We start from the raw sequence: 19224 nt of genomic DNA, 5'->3' as shown, positions 1-19224 counted from the left end.
TTAGCCCATGATTTGATTGATCCATTATTCAATCGAAAACCAAAAAACAAATTACTATGAAAAGCACTTTTATTGTAGCACTTTTATTTATTTTTAATTTTTTCTATTCGCAAAGTGTTTTTGAATTTGAACGTAGCTGGGGAACTTATTTCGGAGCAAATGGCGGTCAGATAGCCGGTATACATACCACAAAAGGAATTTTATTTGATTCTCAACAAAATCTTCATGTAAGAGGCAGTATGTGGAATCAGCAAAACATGACTGGTAGCTATTTTAATCAGTTTTTACTAGGCGGTGGTAGTTCTTGGGGCAATCAACAAAATGATATTTACGGTTTTGATGCAAATTTATCTTCATCGGGTATGCTTTCTTATTATGGATATCTCAATGCATTAGATTCAAAATCTTTAGAAAAAGTTGATCAGCAGGATAATAAATATTACTTGTTTTTTGGAAGTCCGCCATCAGTACAAACTACAGCAGGAGTATATTTACCCAATGATCCACAACCATCTTCTACTCATAAGGTAATACTGGCGAAGTATTCTTCCGCAGGAGTTTTGATTTGGGCTTCGTATTTACCATCTATTTCCAGAGCTATAAATCTTGAATTGGATGAAGCAGGCAATGTTTACGTATCTGGAGAAACACAAATGCTGCAGAATATTTCAAATCCGGGTGTATTGCAGGAAAATTACGATATTATTTATGATTCTGCAGGACAATTAATTCCTAGCGGCTATTTGATGAAACTCTCTCCAGGCGGGCAGAAAATTTGGGGTACGTATATGCCTACAGGTTTAAGCATTTCTATGCAATATTTTAACGGAGCATTGTATATGCTTACCGGTATGAATACTAATTCAGCATTGAGTACAATGGCGACTTCCGGCGCATTTCAGACATCTCCGTCAAATAATTCTATCACCAAAATGAATACTTCGGACGGAACAAGAATGTGGGGCACTTACTACGGCGGAGCTCCATCGGTCGGATTTGCAATGTTTACTGATTTAGCCGTAAATGAAACCGGACTTTATGTAACGGGTACAGATTATAATTTTGATGGTTCAAGTTTTTTCGGAACTCCAGCCAGTTTTAAGCAGAATGTAACCGGAGGCTCAGATATTTTTCTCTCGAAATTTTCATTATCTGGTAATCGTGAATGGAGTACCTATTTCGGATCATCCGGTGAAGATATGAATGAATTCGACAAAGTAATCGCTCTCGATGGTAATCAGATTTACATTACCGGAACTACGTTTGGAGGAGGAAATAATATTGCGACTCCCAATTCTTATCAGTCTGCTCCGGAATCTAATAGTGTGGGATCGCACAATTTTTATTTTGCAAAATTCAACGCATCAGGAAGTTTGTCCTGGGCATCGTATTATGGAGGCTCTTCAGCAGCTGCGGGTATTGCTATACCCATTAATGTAGCATTCAAGAATAATACACTGTATCTGTTTGGAAGCACCAATTCAAATAACGGTTACACTACAGAAGGAGCTTGGATGCCAGCAAGAAATCCCTCGAATACGAGTGGATTAACCTGTTTTATGGCAAAATTTAATAAAACAACATTAGCTGTAAATGAAACAAAAAAAGAAAATGAATTGATGCTGTACAATAATCCAAATAACGGAAATTTTACGTTAGAAGGTATTGTTTTGGCTAAAAAGAACTGCACAATGAAGATTCACGACGCTTCGGGAAGATTAATTGATACAAAAAAGCTAAGCAATCAGAAAAAGCAAACGTTTGAAATGCACTCTATACTGCAAAAAGGAAATTATATTCTTGAAATATCCGATGGAACAATGTTGATTAAATCATTTAAGATGATTGTAAAATAAGCGATGAACTTTTATCACTAGATAATTGCTCATTAAATCTTTATAAATTCAATAATAAAGATTTAATGAGCAATTTGTTTTTATAGGTCTTAGAATGTCGCTGCAGGAGCAGTATCATTATTCAGTTTTCTGTTGACTTCATTCTTTTTACCTTTGGCAAAATCATAGCCGATTCCTATTATAAACATATTTCTGTTGTTGTAAATGTTGGTTGTTCCCACATAGTTGACTAAACTTTCGTCAAGAGTTTTTGTTTTATATCTTGAAGGCATTCCCAACCAGTACATTCCTGTTGTCAGCGTCCAATCTTTCAGTTTATAGTTGGCAAAAATGTGATTCTGATTTTCATTTGTATTTAAAAATGCACCACTCAGCGTATAGACAGGAATATTAAACATATACGTTACGCTCAGGTTCTTATACTCGGAAGAAATGGTAAAATTATTTCCGAAATAATTGTTTTTCAGCAAAACTCCCGCATTTGTTTTTACACGCTGCATAGTAGGATAGATATTGGCCTTAATGACCAATAATCTGTTCCCAAATGGCTTTACCGAACCAGTCAGCTGAATTCCGGCACGAGAACTAAACTGTGCATTTTCATAGGTTAAAGCATATTGTGTGTAGTTATTATACAAAACATACATACTATTGATAGCATTATCTACATAATTGTAGAAAGCATTAGCGTTAAAATCAAAAAACTTATTGTTGTAAGAATAGTTTAAATTGTTATTCCATGCTTTTTGTATAGTGAGAAAAGGGTTTCCCGTAGATACAATGTTGGGAACCACCTGATTGATATTCGGGCTCAATGTGGCACTTCCCGGGCTGTATGGAGTATAGCTGCTCGTTAATCGTAAGCTTTGATTTTTTTTAAGTTCGTAACCAAGAATAATTTTAGGAGTAATCGTCCAGTCATCATCCGTTGTTGTGGCTGTTTTATTGTGGATATTGGTTAAACCTAAACCTACCCGATACATCAGCTTTTTACTTTTCCCGGCAAATTCTGAGTATAAATATTGAGTTAAATAATTAACCGAAAAATCAAAATTTCCGGCTAAATTCTTTAGGTTGTTGTCTACATTATTATTATCGATTCTGTATCCTGCGCTTAATTTTCCCGCTTTGAAATCATGAGTATAAGCAACTTCTCCTACAATACTGTTTTGTTTTGCCTGTAAATTCATATCATTATCGAAAACAATATTTCCTGTATTGATTACCCATTCTTTATCAATCTGGAAGCTTTCACTTGTGTAGGAAGATCCGACAACATTAAAGCTGATTTCGTCCTTTTTGCTCAGTTTTTTCGAAAAATAAAGGTCAAGTTTGGGTGGATTATAGTTTTCGCCGCTGTATTGTGAAGTTCCGTGCAGCTCAGAATTATTGTCTTTTGTGAAAATACTCTGACCGTTTCCTTTAGAGAAATAATTGAAGATATTCATTGAGAATTTTGCCTGAAAAACATAATTATCCATCAGTGAATTTGTATATCTTAAAGCAATATCCTGATAGGTATATCCGAAATGATCTGTTTTGTTTTCGTTGGTATTGTAATGAGAATTCTGAAGCGTGTAATCGTACACTCTGTTGCTAACCCGATTGTCATAATCTCTGAAATTGATCCCATATTCAAGCCCTAAATTGTTTCTTCCGTTGGTGTAATTGGCATACGCCTGTCCGTTCACGAAACCTGTTGTCAGTGCACTGCTCACCGAAGCTCCCGCTGCAAAACCGACTTCAGGATTTCTGGTGATAATATTCACTACAGTATCTGCTCTGGTTGCCCATCGAGTGGGAGGATTGTCGTAATATTCAACCCGAACCACATTTTCCGGTCGGATTCCTCTTGCCTGAAGCTCTGTCGATTCCACACCATTGATTAAAAGTAAAAATTTACCACCTTTAATACTGGTAATTGTACTCGATATGGGATCGAACTGAAGTTCAGGTAAAGTTTGCAACAGGTCATTTGCATATCGTGCTTTTTTCAAAGCTTCTTCATCAAAACTGTAGACTGCTTTATCTACAAATTGTTTTTTGCGTTGTGCTTTTATCAGGACTTCCTGGATGTCTTTTGTATTCTGTACCGAATCCTGAACGGGTGATGTTGTATTCTCTTGTGCAAAAGCTAAGCTGCCTATTATAATTAAGGCTAAACTTATTTGTTTTTTCATTGTAATTTCTTGGAAAAGATTAGCGACGACAAATTTAAAACAACTGTTTGGTTTATCAAAAGAAATTTCACTTTACTTGGAATTTTTTATATTTTAAAAACTGAGTGATAATAATGTTTTATCAATATTTAAATTTTAATAAGTAAATAAAATGAAAATCCGCTTCTAGGCTGTGAGTGATTTAATTCTAACTATTAAATTTTATTTGCTAAGCTATTAATGTAGTTTTCCAGATTGGTATAGCCTGCTGATGTTATAATTTTTGCATCGGAAGCATCGTTTGTATTGAGTTTGTGTTTCGTTTCCCATTTATCGGGTATGCCATCACCATCTGAATCTTTTAGTTTTAAAATCTGTGGTTTTACTTCTGGTTGTCCACCGGCAGCTGCTTCAGTTTTAAAAATCTGACCCTTTTTGCCAAGACTTTTAAAATAACTGATGATTCTCTTATCAACCGCATCCCGTTTTAAGGAACTACCGGCTTCTTTCATGACCACTTTCCAGGAATCTGCAGCAGCATTGATCTTAACATTGCTTCTTGAGATAACCGATGGTTCTTTTACCAGTGTTGCGGTTTGTTTTATGAAATCTTCATCGGTAATCAATCGACCATTTACTTTGCCGTCTTTATTGAGATCGGCATAATTATCTTTATGGTAAACATGATCTGTAGCACTGAACATGCTTAAAAACTCATCCGTTGAACTGGGTCCGGCAATAAAGTAATTTCCCACAATATCCTGGTAATGGTCTGTAGCAGAATGTCCTCCCACGAAAGCACTTTTTCCCCAGTTGTAGACTACATTATTAAGGTATTCGATCTTTGCTTTTGCTTTCGGATTCCTGCTTTGGTTTCCAGTCCACAAACTGTGATGTACGGTAATATCTACAGGATTTTCCAGAAGAGCTCCGAAACGCTGAGGATCTATACTTTCTCCAACAAGACAGTATTGTAAGGTAATATTTGTGCTGTTTTTGATATGCAGATTATCCCATCTTCCCCATTCAATAGAAACATGATCAAATATAATATCTTTCAGATCATCTGCTACAACAGTACATGCACCTTTCGGCATACTAATGCTTCCCCGGAAGCGCATATATCTTATAATACTGTTGCCACTAAAAGATACACCGTTACCATAGACGGTAATGCCGTTTCCGGGCGCGGTCTGACCTGCGATCGTAATTTCGGGTGCGGCAGAAATCTTTTCTTTAATTTTAATGACTCCGGCAACATCAAAAACAATTGTTCTCCCGCTTTGACTTACTGCATCTCTGAATGAACCCGCTCCTGAATCATTAAGATTGGTTACATGATAAACAGTACCACCACGACCGCCTATAGCAAAACGCCCAAAACCTTCCGCTCCGGGAAAAGCCAATTGTTGGGCTTGAAATAATCCACAACCTGAACTTAATAAGATGATGGACAAATATAATTTTCTAAGCATACCTAGTTATTTAAAAAAAATCTAAAGAGATCAAAGATTCAATTTTTGCATCAAATTGATTTACAGCTAAGTTACTATGAGTATCTTAATAAAGTATCCTGCTCTTGAGGTGTCGGAAATATTTTATTAATGATTTTTGAATTTGCTTTGCTTTTAGATGACTGGAAGAATCTAAAATTTTAAATCATTAGTTCAGAAAAAAAATAAATCATTACGATTAAATAAAATTATGATGAATTTATTAAATCTAATATGCTATTCTACTAATCTATTTTAATTTAAATACTGTTATTTTGAAGCGAACTTGTATTATTAAATATTCAATAAAATGATGAAAAAACTTATTTGTTATTCATCCAAGCTTTTATTGGTAATGGAATAATTGTTGCAAAATATGATCTACCGTTTACAAATAATTCTTAACAAACCATAAAAATTATTATTATGCTTATATCACCGGAACTCTTAAAAAAATACGGGGCTGAAACTGAAGATTTTGAACCATCTCATATAATCTTTAATGAAGGAGACATTCCTAAATATTACTATCAGGTGCTGGAAGGAAGAATTAAGCTGAATAATTATAATGAAGACGGCAAGGAGCTTATTTTTGCCATTTTAGACAAAGGGCTCAGCGTTTGTGAGTTGCTTTTATTTATCGACAAAACGTATCCGGTAAATGCCATTACTTTTGAAAAATGTACAGTGATAAAACTTCCAAAATTGAGTTTTGAGAAAATGCTGGATGAAAACCCTGCTGTTTCGCGTGATATCAATAAATTTCTGTCAGAAAGGCTGTATTATAAATATATTATGCTGGAAAATAACTCTTCATTGCGTCCTGATGTTCGTGTACAGGGCGCTTTAGATTATTATAAAAGTTATACTGGCAAAACAGAGAAATTCTCTTATGAAATCCCTTTAACGAGACAGCAATTGGCTTCCCTCACTGCATTAAGAGTTGAAACAGTAATCAGAACAGTAAAGAAACTTGAGAAAGAAGGTGCGTTGAAGATTGTTAACAGAAAGATTTTTGTTTAATAAATTGTATGATTTTATAATTTCTGAAGAAAAATAGCCGCTCCCCGATATTTCTGTAAAATTGTACCACATCTTATACGATTGTAATTTTTTTCTAATGATTTGGCAGATAAATTGTTACTGCTACGATAATGCAAAATTTGCATTTCACCAAAACCATTTTAAATAATAATATGAAAAATTCAATCTTAAGCATTCTGGCGTTTACAGCCATCGTTGCATGCAAAAAAAGCGACACAACAAACACTGAATCATTAACTGACACCTCAACTGTTACAGCTCCGGCTGATACAGGCGCGATGACAAACGATTCTACAGCTGTTTCTAATGATACAGAAACACAAACAACACTAAGTGATCAGGACAAAAAATTTGCAGATGCAACTGCCAAAGGAGGAATGATGGAAGTAATGGCAGGACAGCTTACCGCGACCAATTCAACAAACGAAAAAGTAAAAGCTTTTGGCGAAATGATGGTAAAAGATCACACAAAAGCAAATGATGAACTGAAAAGCTGGGCTGCGAAAGTAGGTTACCAGTTGCCAATAGGTTTAGATGCAGAGAAGCAAAAAGCGTATGATGATCTGAAAGTCAAAAAAGGCGTTGATTTCGACCGCAAATATGCTGATATGATGGTCAATGATCACAAAACAACAATTGCAGATTTCAAAAAGCAAGCTGCTGATGGAACTGAAGCTTCATTAAAATCTTTTGCGGAAAAAACAATTCCTGCTCTTGAGCATCATTTAATGGAATCTGAAAAAACAAAAGCAGCAGTAAAATAACAGATCAAAATCGCAGGATTTAATCTTATTTAATGATAAAAGTTATTCTGAGGAAAACTGATTTTATCGGCAACCTCGGAATAACTTTTTGTTTTAATAAATTTTTATTGAGTTTAAAACTTACCAACTATAATATTTTCTTTAGCCGATATTCTACTTATATCTGAGCTCTTTTACAAAGGAGATTGAGCTTTTTTACAAAATGAAAGAATTGTGCCTGCTTTACCTTTGTTTTATTAAAATTAAATAAAATGAAAAAGGTAAATAAAATTTACATTAATGGTGAATTTGTAACACCACAAGGAACGGAAATTTTCGATCTCATTAATCCTTCAAATAATAAAAAAATTGGTGAAGTGATACTCGCTGATAAAGTGGATGCCCAAAAAGCAATTACCGCAGCAAAGCAAGCTTTCAAAACATTTTCACAAACCACTGTTTCCGAACGTATTCATTATCTTGAAAAGTTGAAAAAAGCAGTGAATGAAAAAAAGGAGGAACTTATTGAAGTCATGATTAAAGAATATGGAGGAACACGACAGTTTGTAACAATGAGTAATCAACACACCGGAAGTTGGTTCGACAGTATGATTGATGTTCTTCAGAATTTTGAATTTACAAGAAATATCAATTCTTCAACTATAAAATTACAACCGGTTGGTGTAGTTGCCATTATTACTCCATGGAATGCAAGCAACAGTTCCATAACAAGCAAAGTAGCGACGGCAATTGCAGCAGGATGTACTGTTGTCATAAAACCAAGCGAAATGAGCAGTTTGCAAACACAGGTTCTGATGGATGCATTTCACAATGCAGGTTTACCAGAAGGAGTCGTGAATTTTGTGACCGGGCTCGGAAATGTTGTAGGAACAGAATTAACTAACAATCCCGATATTACTAAAATTTCTTTTACCGGATCAACGGCTGTAGGAAAATTAATTGCTAAAAATGCAGTCGATACTATGAAGCGTGTCACCTTAGAACTGGGTGGGAAATCTCCAAATATTATTCTGGATGATGCAGATCTGCATCAGGTAATTCCGATGGCAATTTATGGAGCGTACATGAACAGCGGACAAGCCTGTATTGCTCCGACCAGACTTTTAGTTCCTCAGAATAAACTTGATGAGGTGAATGCAATTGCAAAATCTGTAGCTGAAAAAATCATTGTAGGTTTACCGGATCATGAAGAAACCAACATCGGACCTATGGTGAGCGTAAAACAATTTGAAAGGGTTCAGAATTATATTAAAATAGGAATTGATGAAGGCGCAAACATATTAACTGGCGGTCTGGGAAAACCAAAAGGACTAGAAGCTGGAAATTTTGTGCAAGCAACTATTTTTACCAATGTAAAAAACGAAATGAGAATTGCTCAGGAAGAAATTTTCGGCCCTGTTCTATGTATTATTCCTTACAAAGATGAAGAAGATGCGATAAAAATTGCCAATGATACTCCCTATGGTTTGGCAGCTTATATCAGTTCGGCAGATCCTGAAAGAGCAGAAAAGGTAGCTTCAAAAATAGATGCAGGAAGAATTTGCATCAACGGATTCCGTCATGATCCGATGGTTCCGTTTGGTGGTTTTAAACAATCGGGAATCGGTCGGGAATACGGTGAATATGGATTAATGCCTTATTTAGAAACAAAAGCTATTCTAAAGTAATAATGTGTAAATTTGATAAAGCGTTATCTCAACGATAGCGTTTTATCGTTTATTATTAAAATCATGAGCGAAAAATCAGACATTCTGTATACCTGTTATCACGAAATCAGCAGGAAAGGTGAAAATTTTGTTCCTCAACATACAATTTCGTATCAGTTGTCGGGAAGTTTTGCATTGGCAGATGGTAAAAAAACATATCTTGCTGAAGAAGGGCATCTGAACCTGATCCGTAAAAACCAGCTCGTGAAATTTGTAAAATATCCACCCCAAAATGGTGTTTTTGAGAGCATGAATATTTATCTGAGCGAAGAAAATCTTAGAAATGCTGCAAAAGAATACAACTTCACGTCCGAACTTTTTGAAGAGACGAAACCGCTTGTTTCCATTACAATTAATGAACTGATTGAGAGTTTTTTTATTTCTTTAAAAAGTATCATTCAAAGTGACAGTTTTAATAATAAACATCTTGTCGATCTGAAAATAAAAGAACTCATACTTATTTTGGTGCAGTCTCAACCGGAACTCAAAAATATTCTTTTTAATTTTTCTGAGCCGCATAAAATTGATTTGGAAGCTTTTATGATTCAAAATTATCGTTACAATGTTCATCTTGAACGTTTCGCATATCTTACAGGAAGAAGTTTGGCAACTTTTAAAAGAGATTTTGAAAAAACATTTCACACTTCACCCCACCAATGGATTCTTCAAAAACGACTGGATGAAGCTCACTTTTTGATCAAAGAAAAAGAAAAATTAGCATCCGATATTTTTATTGATCTTGGGTTTGAAGACCTGTCGCATTTTTCATATGCATTCAAAAAATATTTTGGCTATAGCCCTACGCAAACAGTTAAAACTAATTAATATTTAATCTTTTATCAATGATTTATGAATTGACAACGCTATTTTAAGTTGGCTTAAACTTCAAATCCCAGGATGAGATAAAAACTGTGGTACACTATTTGTAACCATTAGCTAAAATAAAAAATGGGTCATGAGGTATATTAGAATAAAATATTTTTCACTTTTAAAATATATTAAGAAGGTGGTTTTTATAGATAATAATGTTGTCTGAAAGTATATATAATGGAATATGTTTTTTATAAATAATAAGTATTGTATTGTTTTATTCTTAATTCTCAAAAAGCTTTTTAAAGTGACATTCGATAAATAAATTTAGCTAAATTTCTTATTTTAATGATTTCTTGCATTTATTGTGAGATTTTTTTTGCTTAAATTTTTATTTACAAAGGCTTCTTCGTAAGAAATCATACCCTAATTTTTATCTTCTGAATTATTCAATAGGTCGATAAATCACCTTTTTACCTGTGTTTTTGTTGTAATATGTTGATCTCTAATGTGTAGACAGGATGGGGCAGGATGCTGCACTTTACGTTTGTTGTTAGATTAGTTAACACAAAATTAATATTATGAAAAAATCACTACTATCTGGTAAAGTTCTCAAATCTTTGCTGTTTTGTGGATTAGTATTTTCCACTGCAGAATTACACGCTCAGACGCTCGCTTTTCCTGAAGCTACGGGTTTCGGAAGATTTACAACAGGAGCAAGAGGGGCTGCGAATCCACAAATTTATTTGGTTACGAATTTAAATGACAGCGGTCCCGGTTCATTTCGTGACGCAGTAAGCCAACCGGGCAGATTTGTTATTTTTAAAGTCGGAGGAATTATCAATTTACAATCCGTAGTAGCGGTAGCAAGCAATACAACCATTGCGGGACAAACCGCTCCCGGAGAAGGTGTTTTGTTTTTAGGACCAAGAGTATCTTTTTCTGGAGCCAACAACACGATCGCAAGATTTCTTCGTCTTCGTTATGGTGGAACTTCTCAGAATCAGGACGCTTCCGGAATTGCAAACGGCGCAAACATCATTCTGGATCACATGACTTTCAGTTGGGGTACGGATGAGGTATTTTCTATAAATTGGGACAATAACGGAACAAGCCCGGATAATATCACCATTCAGAATTCTATTATCGGACAGGGATTGCATCGTCATAATCATTCAGCAGGTGGATTAATTCAGCCTCCTGCAGGCGGAAAAGTCAGTCTGATCGGAAATTTATATATATGCAATAAAACCAGAAATAATAAAATAAAAGGAATTAACGAATTTGTAAACAACGTCGTATACAACTGGGGAAATTACGGAAATACTTATGGACACACGCAATCTGGTGAAGCATACATTATGGGTGGAGATTCGGCGGGTGCATCATATGCTAATATCATCAACAATTATTTTATTGGAGGTCCCAATACAAGCAGTACAGTTTTTACACCCTTCAGTGTAGGAAATGCTAATTTTAATTTATACGGCGAAGGAAATTATTTTGATAATAACAAAAACGGAATCTTAGACGGAGCTTTAGTTCCTCAGGATTTAACAGGTTATCCTGTAGGAGATTTAACAGCAATACAGTCAACAGCTTATGATTATCCGATGAAAAATCCTGTGTTAACCGCTCAGGCTGCGTTCGATAATATTGTTGCAAAAGTAGGAGCTTCTTTCCCAAAGCGTGATCAGGTAGATCAGTTGATGGTTTCAGATCTGATGTCTAAAGGAACAACAGCAACTTATGTATATATACAAAGTGATCTTACAACTCAGTTTGGGTTTACCAATGGCGGAGCAGGACATATTTATGGCGCTCCGGCTCCGCTGGATACAGATAATGACGGTATGCCCGATGCATGGGAAACTGCAAATGGACTGAATCCAAATGTTTTTGATGCTTTGGCAGTGAGTACAGCTCATGCTCCGTATCTGAATATCGAGGTTTACATCAACAGTTTGCCAAACAGCACACCTCCTGCTTTTATCATCCCGCCAACCAATCTGAATTTTACCAATGCCGTTTCAACTCAGGTTCCCCCTTCAAGTTCTTTAACAGTGAATTGGTTGGATAATGCAAATAATGAAACCAACTATATCGTTGAACGTTCAGGGGATGGAACAAATTTTACCGTAATTGCAACACTTCCGGCTGATACAACAAGTTATAACGATTCGGGATTAACGCCCAATACCCAATATTATTACAGGGTAAAAGCTACAAATGCTACGGAGTCATCGGTTTACACATCCAATGCTTCAATTACTACTCCGCCAATTCCGTCTGCGCCTACAAAAGCAACAAATCCTGTTCCTGCAAATATGAATAATCAGGTAGAGCTTACAAACGGTAATTTATCGTTAAAATGGTCAGGAAGTACAAACACAACCACATATTCTGTCTATTTAGGAACAGATCCTCAGAATTTAGTTAATGTTGGAACAGTGACTTACAGTGCGATACCTTCATATCAACTTAACAATTTAAACACATCAACAGATTATTATTGGAGAATTGATGCAGTAAATAATCTTGGTACAACTACAGGAGATGTTTGGAAATTCCGTGCACTCACTCCAGTTCTTGTTGGGAACTGGCCATTCTCAGAAGCACCAGCTACAGGAGCACAGATCGCAGATATAAGTTCATTTGCCAATCACGGAGTTTTAGATACTGCCTTTGATAACAGCAGTGTAAGAATACCGGGTAAAGAAAATAATGCACTGGATTTTGCAACAGCATCAAATAATATGTATATCGCAAGTATTCCGCATCAGGATCAGATCTTATTCAACAATAACTCTTTTACGATTTCTTTCTGGATGAAAGCGCCGACAACCATGATTCCGTCGTCGTCTTCCACGAGTCTTTATGTGTTGTGTAAAGGATCATTTACTAAAAATATAACGACTGGTGCAACAGGAAAACGTTTTAATATAGAAATTAAAGGCGGTCAGCTTAGATATGCGATTGATGATGACATTACGAAAAAAGAAATCACTTCACCGATCGCCAATTATTTTACAGGCAATTGGGTTCATGTGGTAATCCAGAGAGATATTACTTCGCATAAAATGAGAATTTATACAAACGGTGTTCTTAGCAGTGAAGGTGATGAAACTGTAGTTACAGGTATCGGTGAGCCAAGTGATCTGGTTCTTGGAAATATCGGCGAGCTGGAATTTTTATCAACCGCTAATGCTTCTGCTCCGTATAAAGGTGCTTTTGATGAGCTTAAAATGTATAACTATGCGCTAACTTCTACGGAAATAAATGCTTTATACAATCAGGCAGTCTTAGGAAATGCAGAATTCAGTATCAGTAAAAATGCAGGAACAGTATATCCGAATCCCGTTAAAGACCAGCTTTTCATCAAACTACCGGATTATAAAAGATCAGATCTTACCGCTACAGTACTCGATATGAGCGGGAAAATTATGATGAAAGAAAAAATCAATACTGATGGAAATGGTATTTTCAAACTGAATATCGCCAACACAAAAATATCTGGTAACTACATCCTGAATGTTTCCGGAGAAAATCTAAACAGTAATTTTAAAATAATTTTTGAATAATCTACTTAAATTTCATTCATATTATATTAATAAATCCTTTCAAAGCTATTTGAAGGGATTTATATTTTAAATTGTTTTTTTTAGTTTAAAATTCCCAACATGAAAGAGCAGGATGCTTCAAATTGCCAAAAACTCTATTTTTATTTTCGTTTATTAGCTATACAAAATCGATTATGACATTTCAAAATATATCAAAGCTTTTCTTAGCTTTTTCATTGTTCTTTTCTTTTTCGGAATTAAAAAGCCAGGATAAATTCCCGGACGGAACAGCCATTCCGAAATGGTTCAAAGAAAACAAACCAACCGACATCAGTAAATTAGGAAAAAAATACATCATTACTGAAAACGGAATGAAGAATGACAGTACGGTTCTTCAGACCAAAAAGCTTCAGGAGATTATTGATTTAGCTGCGAAAAACGGAGGCGGTGTCATCTTCGTGCCGAAAGGAACCTTCTTGATCAGTTCGGTTTTCTTTAAACAGGGAACTCATTTATATTTAGAAAACGGAGCAAAACTGAAAGGAAGCGATGATATCAACGATTTTCCGGTAATGACAACCAGAATGGAAGGACAAACCGTAAAATATTTTCCGGCTTTAATTAATGCAGACGGATTAGATGGTTTCACAATTTCAGGTAAAGGAACCTTGGATGGAAACGGACTTCGTTTCTGGAAATCATTCTGGAAAAGACGAGAGTGGAATCCTAAATGCACCAATATGGATGAAATGAGACCTCGAATTATTTATGTTTCAAACTCAAAAAATATTCAGATTGAAGGAATTACCGTCAAAAATTCGCCGTTCTGGAGCACACATTATTACAAATCTCATTTTGTTAAATTGTTAAACCTGACAATTGTAGCCCCGAAAGAACCAGTAAAGGCACCAAGTACAGATGCCGTAGATATCGATGCCTGCACGAATTTTCTGATTAAAAATTGTTATATGTCGGTAAATGACGACGCCATTGCATTAAAAGGGGGAAAAGGTCCGAAAGCCGATGTTGATCCAAACAACGGAGAAAACAGAAATATTTTGATTGAAGACAACAATTTCGGATTTTGCCACTCGGTTTTGACTTGTGGAAGTGAATCGATTCACAATTACAATGTGATTTTAAGAAATTCTACCGTGAAAGATGCATCAAGATTGCTACACTTAAAAATGCGTCCCGATACGCCTCAACATTACGAATATCTTACTGTTGACAATATTAAAGGAAACGTAAAAACCTTTATTTATGTAAAAGGATGGAATCAGTTTTTTGATTTAAAAGGTGAAGCAAGACCGAGAAAAGGTTTGGCAAATAATATTACGGTTAAAAACATCGATTTAATTTGCGAAACGGCATTTTCCATTGAAAAGTCAGATTTGTTTGATTTAAAAGATTTCACTTTTGAAAACTTAAAAATCAAGGCTTTAAAACCAGAAATTGAAAATTTAAGTAACATTCAAAATTTAAAGCAAACCAAAGTTAATGTAACGAAAGTAGCTTCTCTTACGCAATCTTACGACAAAAAAGACGACTCCGACATTGCTGCGAAATAATGAGTTTTTCTTCCAAAATATTTGCTCTTTTATGTGTCTGTTCACAGCTTTTGTTTTCTCAGTCTAAAGAAATTCAATTCTTAACTGGGAAAGACGCTGAACACACCAAAGAATGGGATTTTTGGATAAATTCAGGGAGAAAATCAGGAAGTTGGAGCAAAATAAACGTGCCTTCTCATTGGGAACAACAAGGTTTCGGTTCTTACAATTACGGTCGGGATTATGTAACGTATGGTAAAAACTTCAAGTTTCACGACGAAACCGGTTTGTACGAACACAAATTCACCGTTCCTAATTCCTGGAAAGGAAAAACCATTAACATCGTTTTTGAAGGCTCGATGACCGATACCGAAGTGAAAATCAACGGAAAATTGGCCGGAGAAATTCATGAGGGCGCTTTTTACGAATTTAAATATGATATTTCAGATAAAATTCAGTTCGGAAAAGAAAATATTCTTGAAGTAAAAGTTTCCAAAATGTCGGCTGATAAATCTGTCAACAATGCAGAAAGGTTAGCAGATTACTGGATTTTAGGTGGAATTTTCCGTCCTGTTTATTTAGAAGCCAACTCAAAAGAACATATTTCATCAACATCAATCGATGCCAAAGCAGATGGAACTTTCCGTTCTGATATTCATTTAAAAGGAATCAACTCTGTCAATAGTTTAAAAGTTGAAATTTTTGATGTTAAAAATAATCTGGTTGGCGAATCTCAGGTGACCATTCAGAAAGGCGATACTTTAAAACAGATTCAGTTTTCAGTTAAAAATCCAAAACTCTGGACGGCTGAAACTCCGAATTTATACAAAGCAAAATTTACTTTAAATAAAAACAAAAAAACAATCAGCCACACCGAAGAAAAATTCGGTTTCCGAACGATTGAAATCCGCAAAGGCGACGGCATTTACATCAACGGAACCAAAATCAAAATGAAAGGCATCAACCGTCACGTCTGGTGGCCGGAAACGGGTAGAGCAGTCACGGAAAATGTAGATTTGATGGATGTTCAACTCATCAAAGAAATGAATATGAATGCCGTTCGCTGTGCTCATTATCCACCGAATAAATCGTTTTTGAAAATTTGCGATTCTCTCGGTTTATATGTTTTGGATGAATTGGCGGGTTGGCAAAAAAAATACAGCACCGGAGTTGGCAAAAAGCTTGTGAAAGAAATGGTTGCGAGAGATGCAAACCATCCATCCATCATTTTCTGGAGCAACGGAAATGAAGGCGGACATAATTTTGATTTGGATTCAGAATATGCAAAATATGACCTGTCAAACCGACCAGTAATTCACGCGCATCACAAGCCAGGAAACGCTTTCAACGGAATAGACTGCAATCATTACGAAGATTATTACAGCACAAAAAAAATCCTCGAAGGTGAAAATATTTATATGCCGACTGAGTTTCTTCACGCTCAGGACGATGGCGGTGGCGGAACTTCTCTAGCCGATTATTGGGAACTTCACTGGAATTCTAAAAAAGGAGCAGGCGGTTTTCTGTGGGCTTTTGTAGATGAGGGTTTGGTGCGAACAGATTTCAATAATCAGATTGATGTGAATGCAATCAATGCACCCGACGGAGTTTTGGGACCGCATCGTGAAAAAGAGGGAAGTTTTTATGCTATCCGTGAAATTTACAGTCCGGTAAAAATTGATTTAAAAACCTTGCCTAATAATTTTAACGGAAATATTCCTGTGGAAAACCGGTATCATTTTACGAATCTAAAGGAGTGTCAGTTTGAATGGAAATTAATTAAGTTTAAAACACCATTTTCGTCTGAATCTGGTTTTGATATTATTAAAACAGGAAAAGCAGAATCGCCAAATATTAAACCAACTGAAAAAGGAAATGTCAATTTAAATCTTCCTACAAACTGGAAAGAAAATGAAGGTTTGTTATTAACGGCAACCGATTCTTTCGGAAAAGAAATTTACACGTGGACTTGGAAATTGAAGTCTAATGATGAAATTTCAAAACGGTTTTCTACATCTTTAATTAAGACAAATCAGGTTTCTGTTGTTGAAAATGATTCATTATTTATTTTAAAATCAGACGAAAAAGAATTTGCTATTGGAAAAAAAGATGGACTTTTAAAGTCAGTGATTGTTGATAAAAAAGGCAAAAAAATGACCTTCAAAAATGGCCCTGTTTTCGTAAACGGAACAATGGAATTATCTTCCATAAAATCTTTTGCAGAAGAACAAAATCAACTGATTGAAGTCAATTACAAAAACGGAAATAAAATAATTTGGAAACTCAATCCAAACGGAATTTTAGAATTAAATTATGAATATTCTTTATCAGGAGATTATCCGTTTTCAGGCGTAAGCTTCGATTATCCTGAGAATTACGTTATCAATTCAAAATGGCTCGGAAAAGGACCTTACCACGTTTGGAAAAACAGAACTCAAGGACAGACTTACAACGTTTGGCAAAATCTGAAAAACTCAACCAGAACTGGTTTTTCACCTTGGATTTATCCTGAATTTAAAGGCTATTTTGATGATGTTTCGTGGTTGCAATTGGATACAGCAGAAGGAAAAATTACGGTCGGAACCAAAGAAGAAAAAATGTTCGTCAGACTTTTTGATTTTTACGGAATTTACGGAGCGGAAGGTTATCCGAAATTGCCAAGCGGAAATATTTCATTTTTGGATGCAATTCCACCTTTGGGAACTGTTTTAGCGTTTAACATTAACGATAAAACCGAATCTTTAGGATTAGAAAGCGAACCCAATCATCTGAATGGGACATTCAAAAGAACCTTATATTTCTACTTCGGATTGCCGGATTTAGGAGATGAAAACAAGCAGTTTACAATGCCAAAAGAAAATATATTAACGGATTAAATTATGAAAAATAGAGTAGGATTTTTAATGATTTTTATTTGTTCGTGGATGTTTTCTCAACAAACTACTTTCAAGTTTGATTTTGGTGGCGAAAGAGTGGAAAAAGGATTTATTCCAATTAATCCAACTTCAAAATTTGATAAGAAACTGGGTTACGGATTTATGGATATTTCCGGTTTAAAATCTGTTGACAATGGAGGAAATGCTTTGACGGGAGATTTTATTACGAACGACAAACCTTTCTATTTTTCGGTGGCAATTCCTGAAGGAAATTATGATATTAAATTGAATTTAGGCGATACAAAAGGAATTTCAGAAACAACAGTTCGGGTAGAAAACCGTCGATTGATATTGAATGATATCAAAACAAAACAAGGTGAAATTGTTGAAAAAACAATCACTGTTCACGTAAAAGACAGCATCATTCGAAATCAAAACGGCGAAAATATCGGAATTGTAAAATTAAAGCCAAGAGAAACAAAATATTTACATTGGGACAATCTTTTAACGATTGAATTTAATGATAAAGCTCCAAAAGTTTGTTCGGTAATCATTCAGGCCAACAAAACAGTGAAGACGATTTACCTGACGGGCGATTCCACAGTTGTGGACGCGCAGTATGAACCATGGGCTTCTTGGGGACAGATGTTACCGTATTTTTTTGTTCCGAATGAACTTGTCATTGCCAATTATGCTGAAAGTGGAGAAACTTTGAAAGCCTTTGAAGACCGCCACCGAATCGATAAAATCTGGAATAAAATAAGGGCCGGAGATTATCTTTTCATTCAGTTTGGACACAACGACCAAAAAGCAGGCAACAGTACAAAATCAGGTTACAGAAAAAGATTGAAAGAATGGATTTTAAAGGCCAAAGAATTGGGAGCAATTCCTGTTTTGGTTACTTCAATGAACCGCAGAGTTTTTGATGAAAATAATAAAATCGTCAATACTTTAGATGATTTTCCAGATGCAATGAGAGAAATTGCCAAAGAAGAAAAAGTAGATTTAATTGATTTGAATGCATTAAGCAAAACATTATTCGAAGCCATGGGACCTGAAAATGCAAAGAAAGCTTTCGTTCATTATCCGGCAAATTCGTATCCGAATCAAAAAACTGCTTTGGCGGATGATACGCATTTCAATCCTTACGGAGCTTACGAATTGGCGCAATGCGTTGTAAAATCAATTGTAGATCAAAATTTATCTTTAAAAAAATATATTTCAAAGCATTATAAAAATTTTAACCCAAATAAACCTGATGATGTGGAAAAATTCCATTGGCCAGAATCTGTCTATATGGAATCTTTAAAACCGGATGGAAATTAAAATTTTTGTGAGTAATAATATGCAGCTTGTCATTCAGAACGAAACGAAGTGGAGTGAAGAATCTTAATTTTAAATAGATT

11 protein-coding genes are annotated in these 19224 nt (G+C 35.3%); 9 read left to right on the top strand and 2 right to left on the bottom strand.

Annotated features, from left to right (window positions below; all coding sequences use genetic code 11):
- Positions 1 to 56 precede the first annotated feature (56 nt).
- Positions 57 to 1856, top strand: a complete 1800-nt coding sequence (locus BM371_RS13115; protein WP_034678425.1) for a T9SS type A sorting domain-containing protein — start codon at positions 57 to 59, stop codon at positions 1854 to 1856.
- 89 nt (positions 1857 to 1945) lie between these two features.
- Here BM371_RS13115 and BM371_RS13110 read toward each other — a convergent pair whose 3' ends face one another.
- Both BM371_RS13110 and BM371_RS13105 read right to left on the bottom strand, forming a co-directional pair.
- Positions 1946 to 4036 (bottom strand): outer membrane beta-barrel protein, encoded by a 2091-nt coding sequence (locus BM371_RS13110; RefSeq protein ID WP_034678424.1) that lies wholly within the window; start codon positions 4034 to 4036, stop codon positions 1946 to 1948.
- Positions 4037 to 4230: 194 nt separating this feature from the next.
- On the bottom strand, positions 4231 to 5490 hold the full coding sequence (locus BM371_RS13105; protein ID WP_034678422.1) for a pectate lyase family protein: 1260 nt from the start codon (positions 5488 to 5490) through the stop codon (positions 4231 to 4233).
- 444 nt (positions 5491 to 5934) lie between these two features.
- Here BM371_RS13105 and BM371_RS13100 point away from each other — a divergent pair, with 444 nt between their 5' ends.
- The 8 genes from BM371_RS13100 (at position 5935) to BM371_RS13065 (ending at position 19144) form a co-directional block, all read left to right on the top strand.
- On the top strand, positions 5935 to 6531 hold the full coding sequence (locus BM371_RS13100; protein ID WP_034678420.1) for a Crp/Fnr family transcriptional regulator: 597 nt from the start codon (positions 5935 to 5937) through the stop codon (positions 6529 to 6531).
- A gap of 173 nt (positions 6532 to 6704) precedes the next feature.
- Positions 6705 to 7316: a DUF4142 domain-containing protein gene (locus BM371_RS13095; protein WP_034678831.1), complete on the top strand. Its 612-nt coding sequence runs from the start codon at positions 6705 to 6707 to the stop codon at positions 7314 to 7316.
- Between the two features lie 251 nt (positions 7317 to 7567).
- The gene (locus BM371_RS13090) at positions 7568 to 8983 is read left to right on the top strand and encodes an aldehyde dehydrogenase family protein (protein ID WP_034678418.1); all 1416 of its coding nucleotides are present in this window, start codon (positions 7568 to 7570) and stop codon (positions 8981 to 8983) included.
- Between the two features lie 63 nt (positions 8984 to 9046).
- The gene (locus BM371_RS13085; RefSeq protein ID WP_034678415.1) at positions 9047 to 9847 is read left to right on the top strand and encodes a helix-turn-helix domain-containing protein; all 801 of its coding nucleotides are present in this window, start codon (positions 9047 to 9049) and stop codon (positions 9845 to 9847) included.
- Positions 9848 to 10413: 566 nt separating this feature from the next.
- On the top strand, positions 10414 to 13413 hold the full coding sequence (locus BM371_RS13080) for a LamG-like jellyroll fold domain-containing protein (RefSeq protein ID WP_034678414.1): 3000 nt from the start codon (positions 10414 to 10416) through the stop codon (positions 13411 to 13413).
- 173 nt (positions 13414 to 13586) lie between these two features.
- Positions 13587 to 14963 carry a rhamnogalacturonidase gene (locus BM371_RS13075; protein WP_034678413.1) on the top strand — a complete coding sequence of 459 codons (1377 nt, stop codon included), beginning with the start codon at positions 13587 to 13589 and terminating at the stop codon, positions 14961 to 14963.
- The gene (locus BM371_RS13070; RefSeq protein ID WP_034678412.1) at positions 14963 to 17818 is read left to right on the top strand and encodes a glycoside hydrolase family 2 protein; all 2856 of its coding nucleotides are present in this window, start codon (positions 14963 to 14965) and stop codon (positions 17816 to 17818) included. Before BM371_RS13075 ends, BM371_RS13070 begins: the two co-directional genes overlap by 1 nt.
- Before the next feature lie 3 nt (positions 17819 to 17821).
- Complete coding sequence (locus BM371_RS13065) at positions 17822 to 19144, top strand: rhamnogalacturonan acetylesterase (RefSeq protein WP_034678409.1); 1323 nt, start codon at positions 17822 to 17824, stop codon at positions 19142 to 19144.
- Positions 19145 to 19224 lie beyond the last annotated feature (80 nt).

Origin of the sequence: Chryseobacterium formosense (assembly GCF_900116415.1) — a bacterium.
GTDB classification, from domain to species: domain Bacteria; phylum Bacteroidota; class Bacteroidia; order Flavobacteriales; family Weeksellaceae; genus Chryseobacterium; species Chryseobacterium formosense.
The sequence above is the reverse complement of the archived record's forward strand: the minus strand, read 5'-3'. Positions and strand labels throughout refer to the sequence as shown.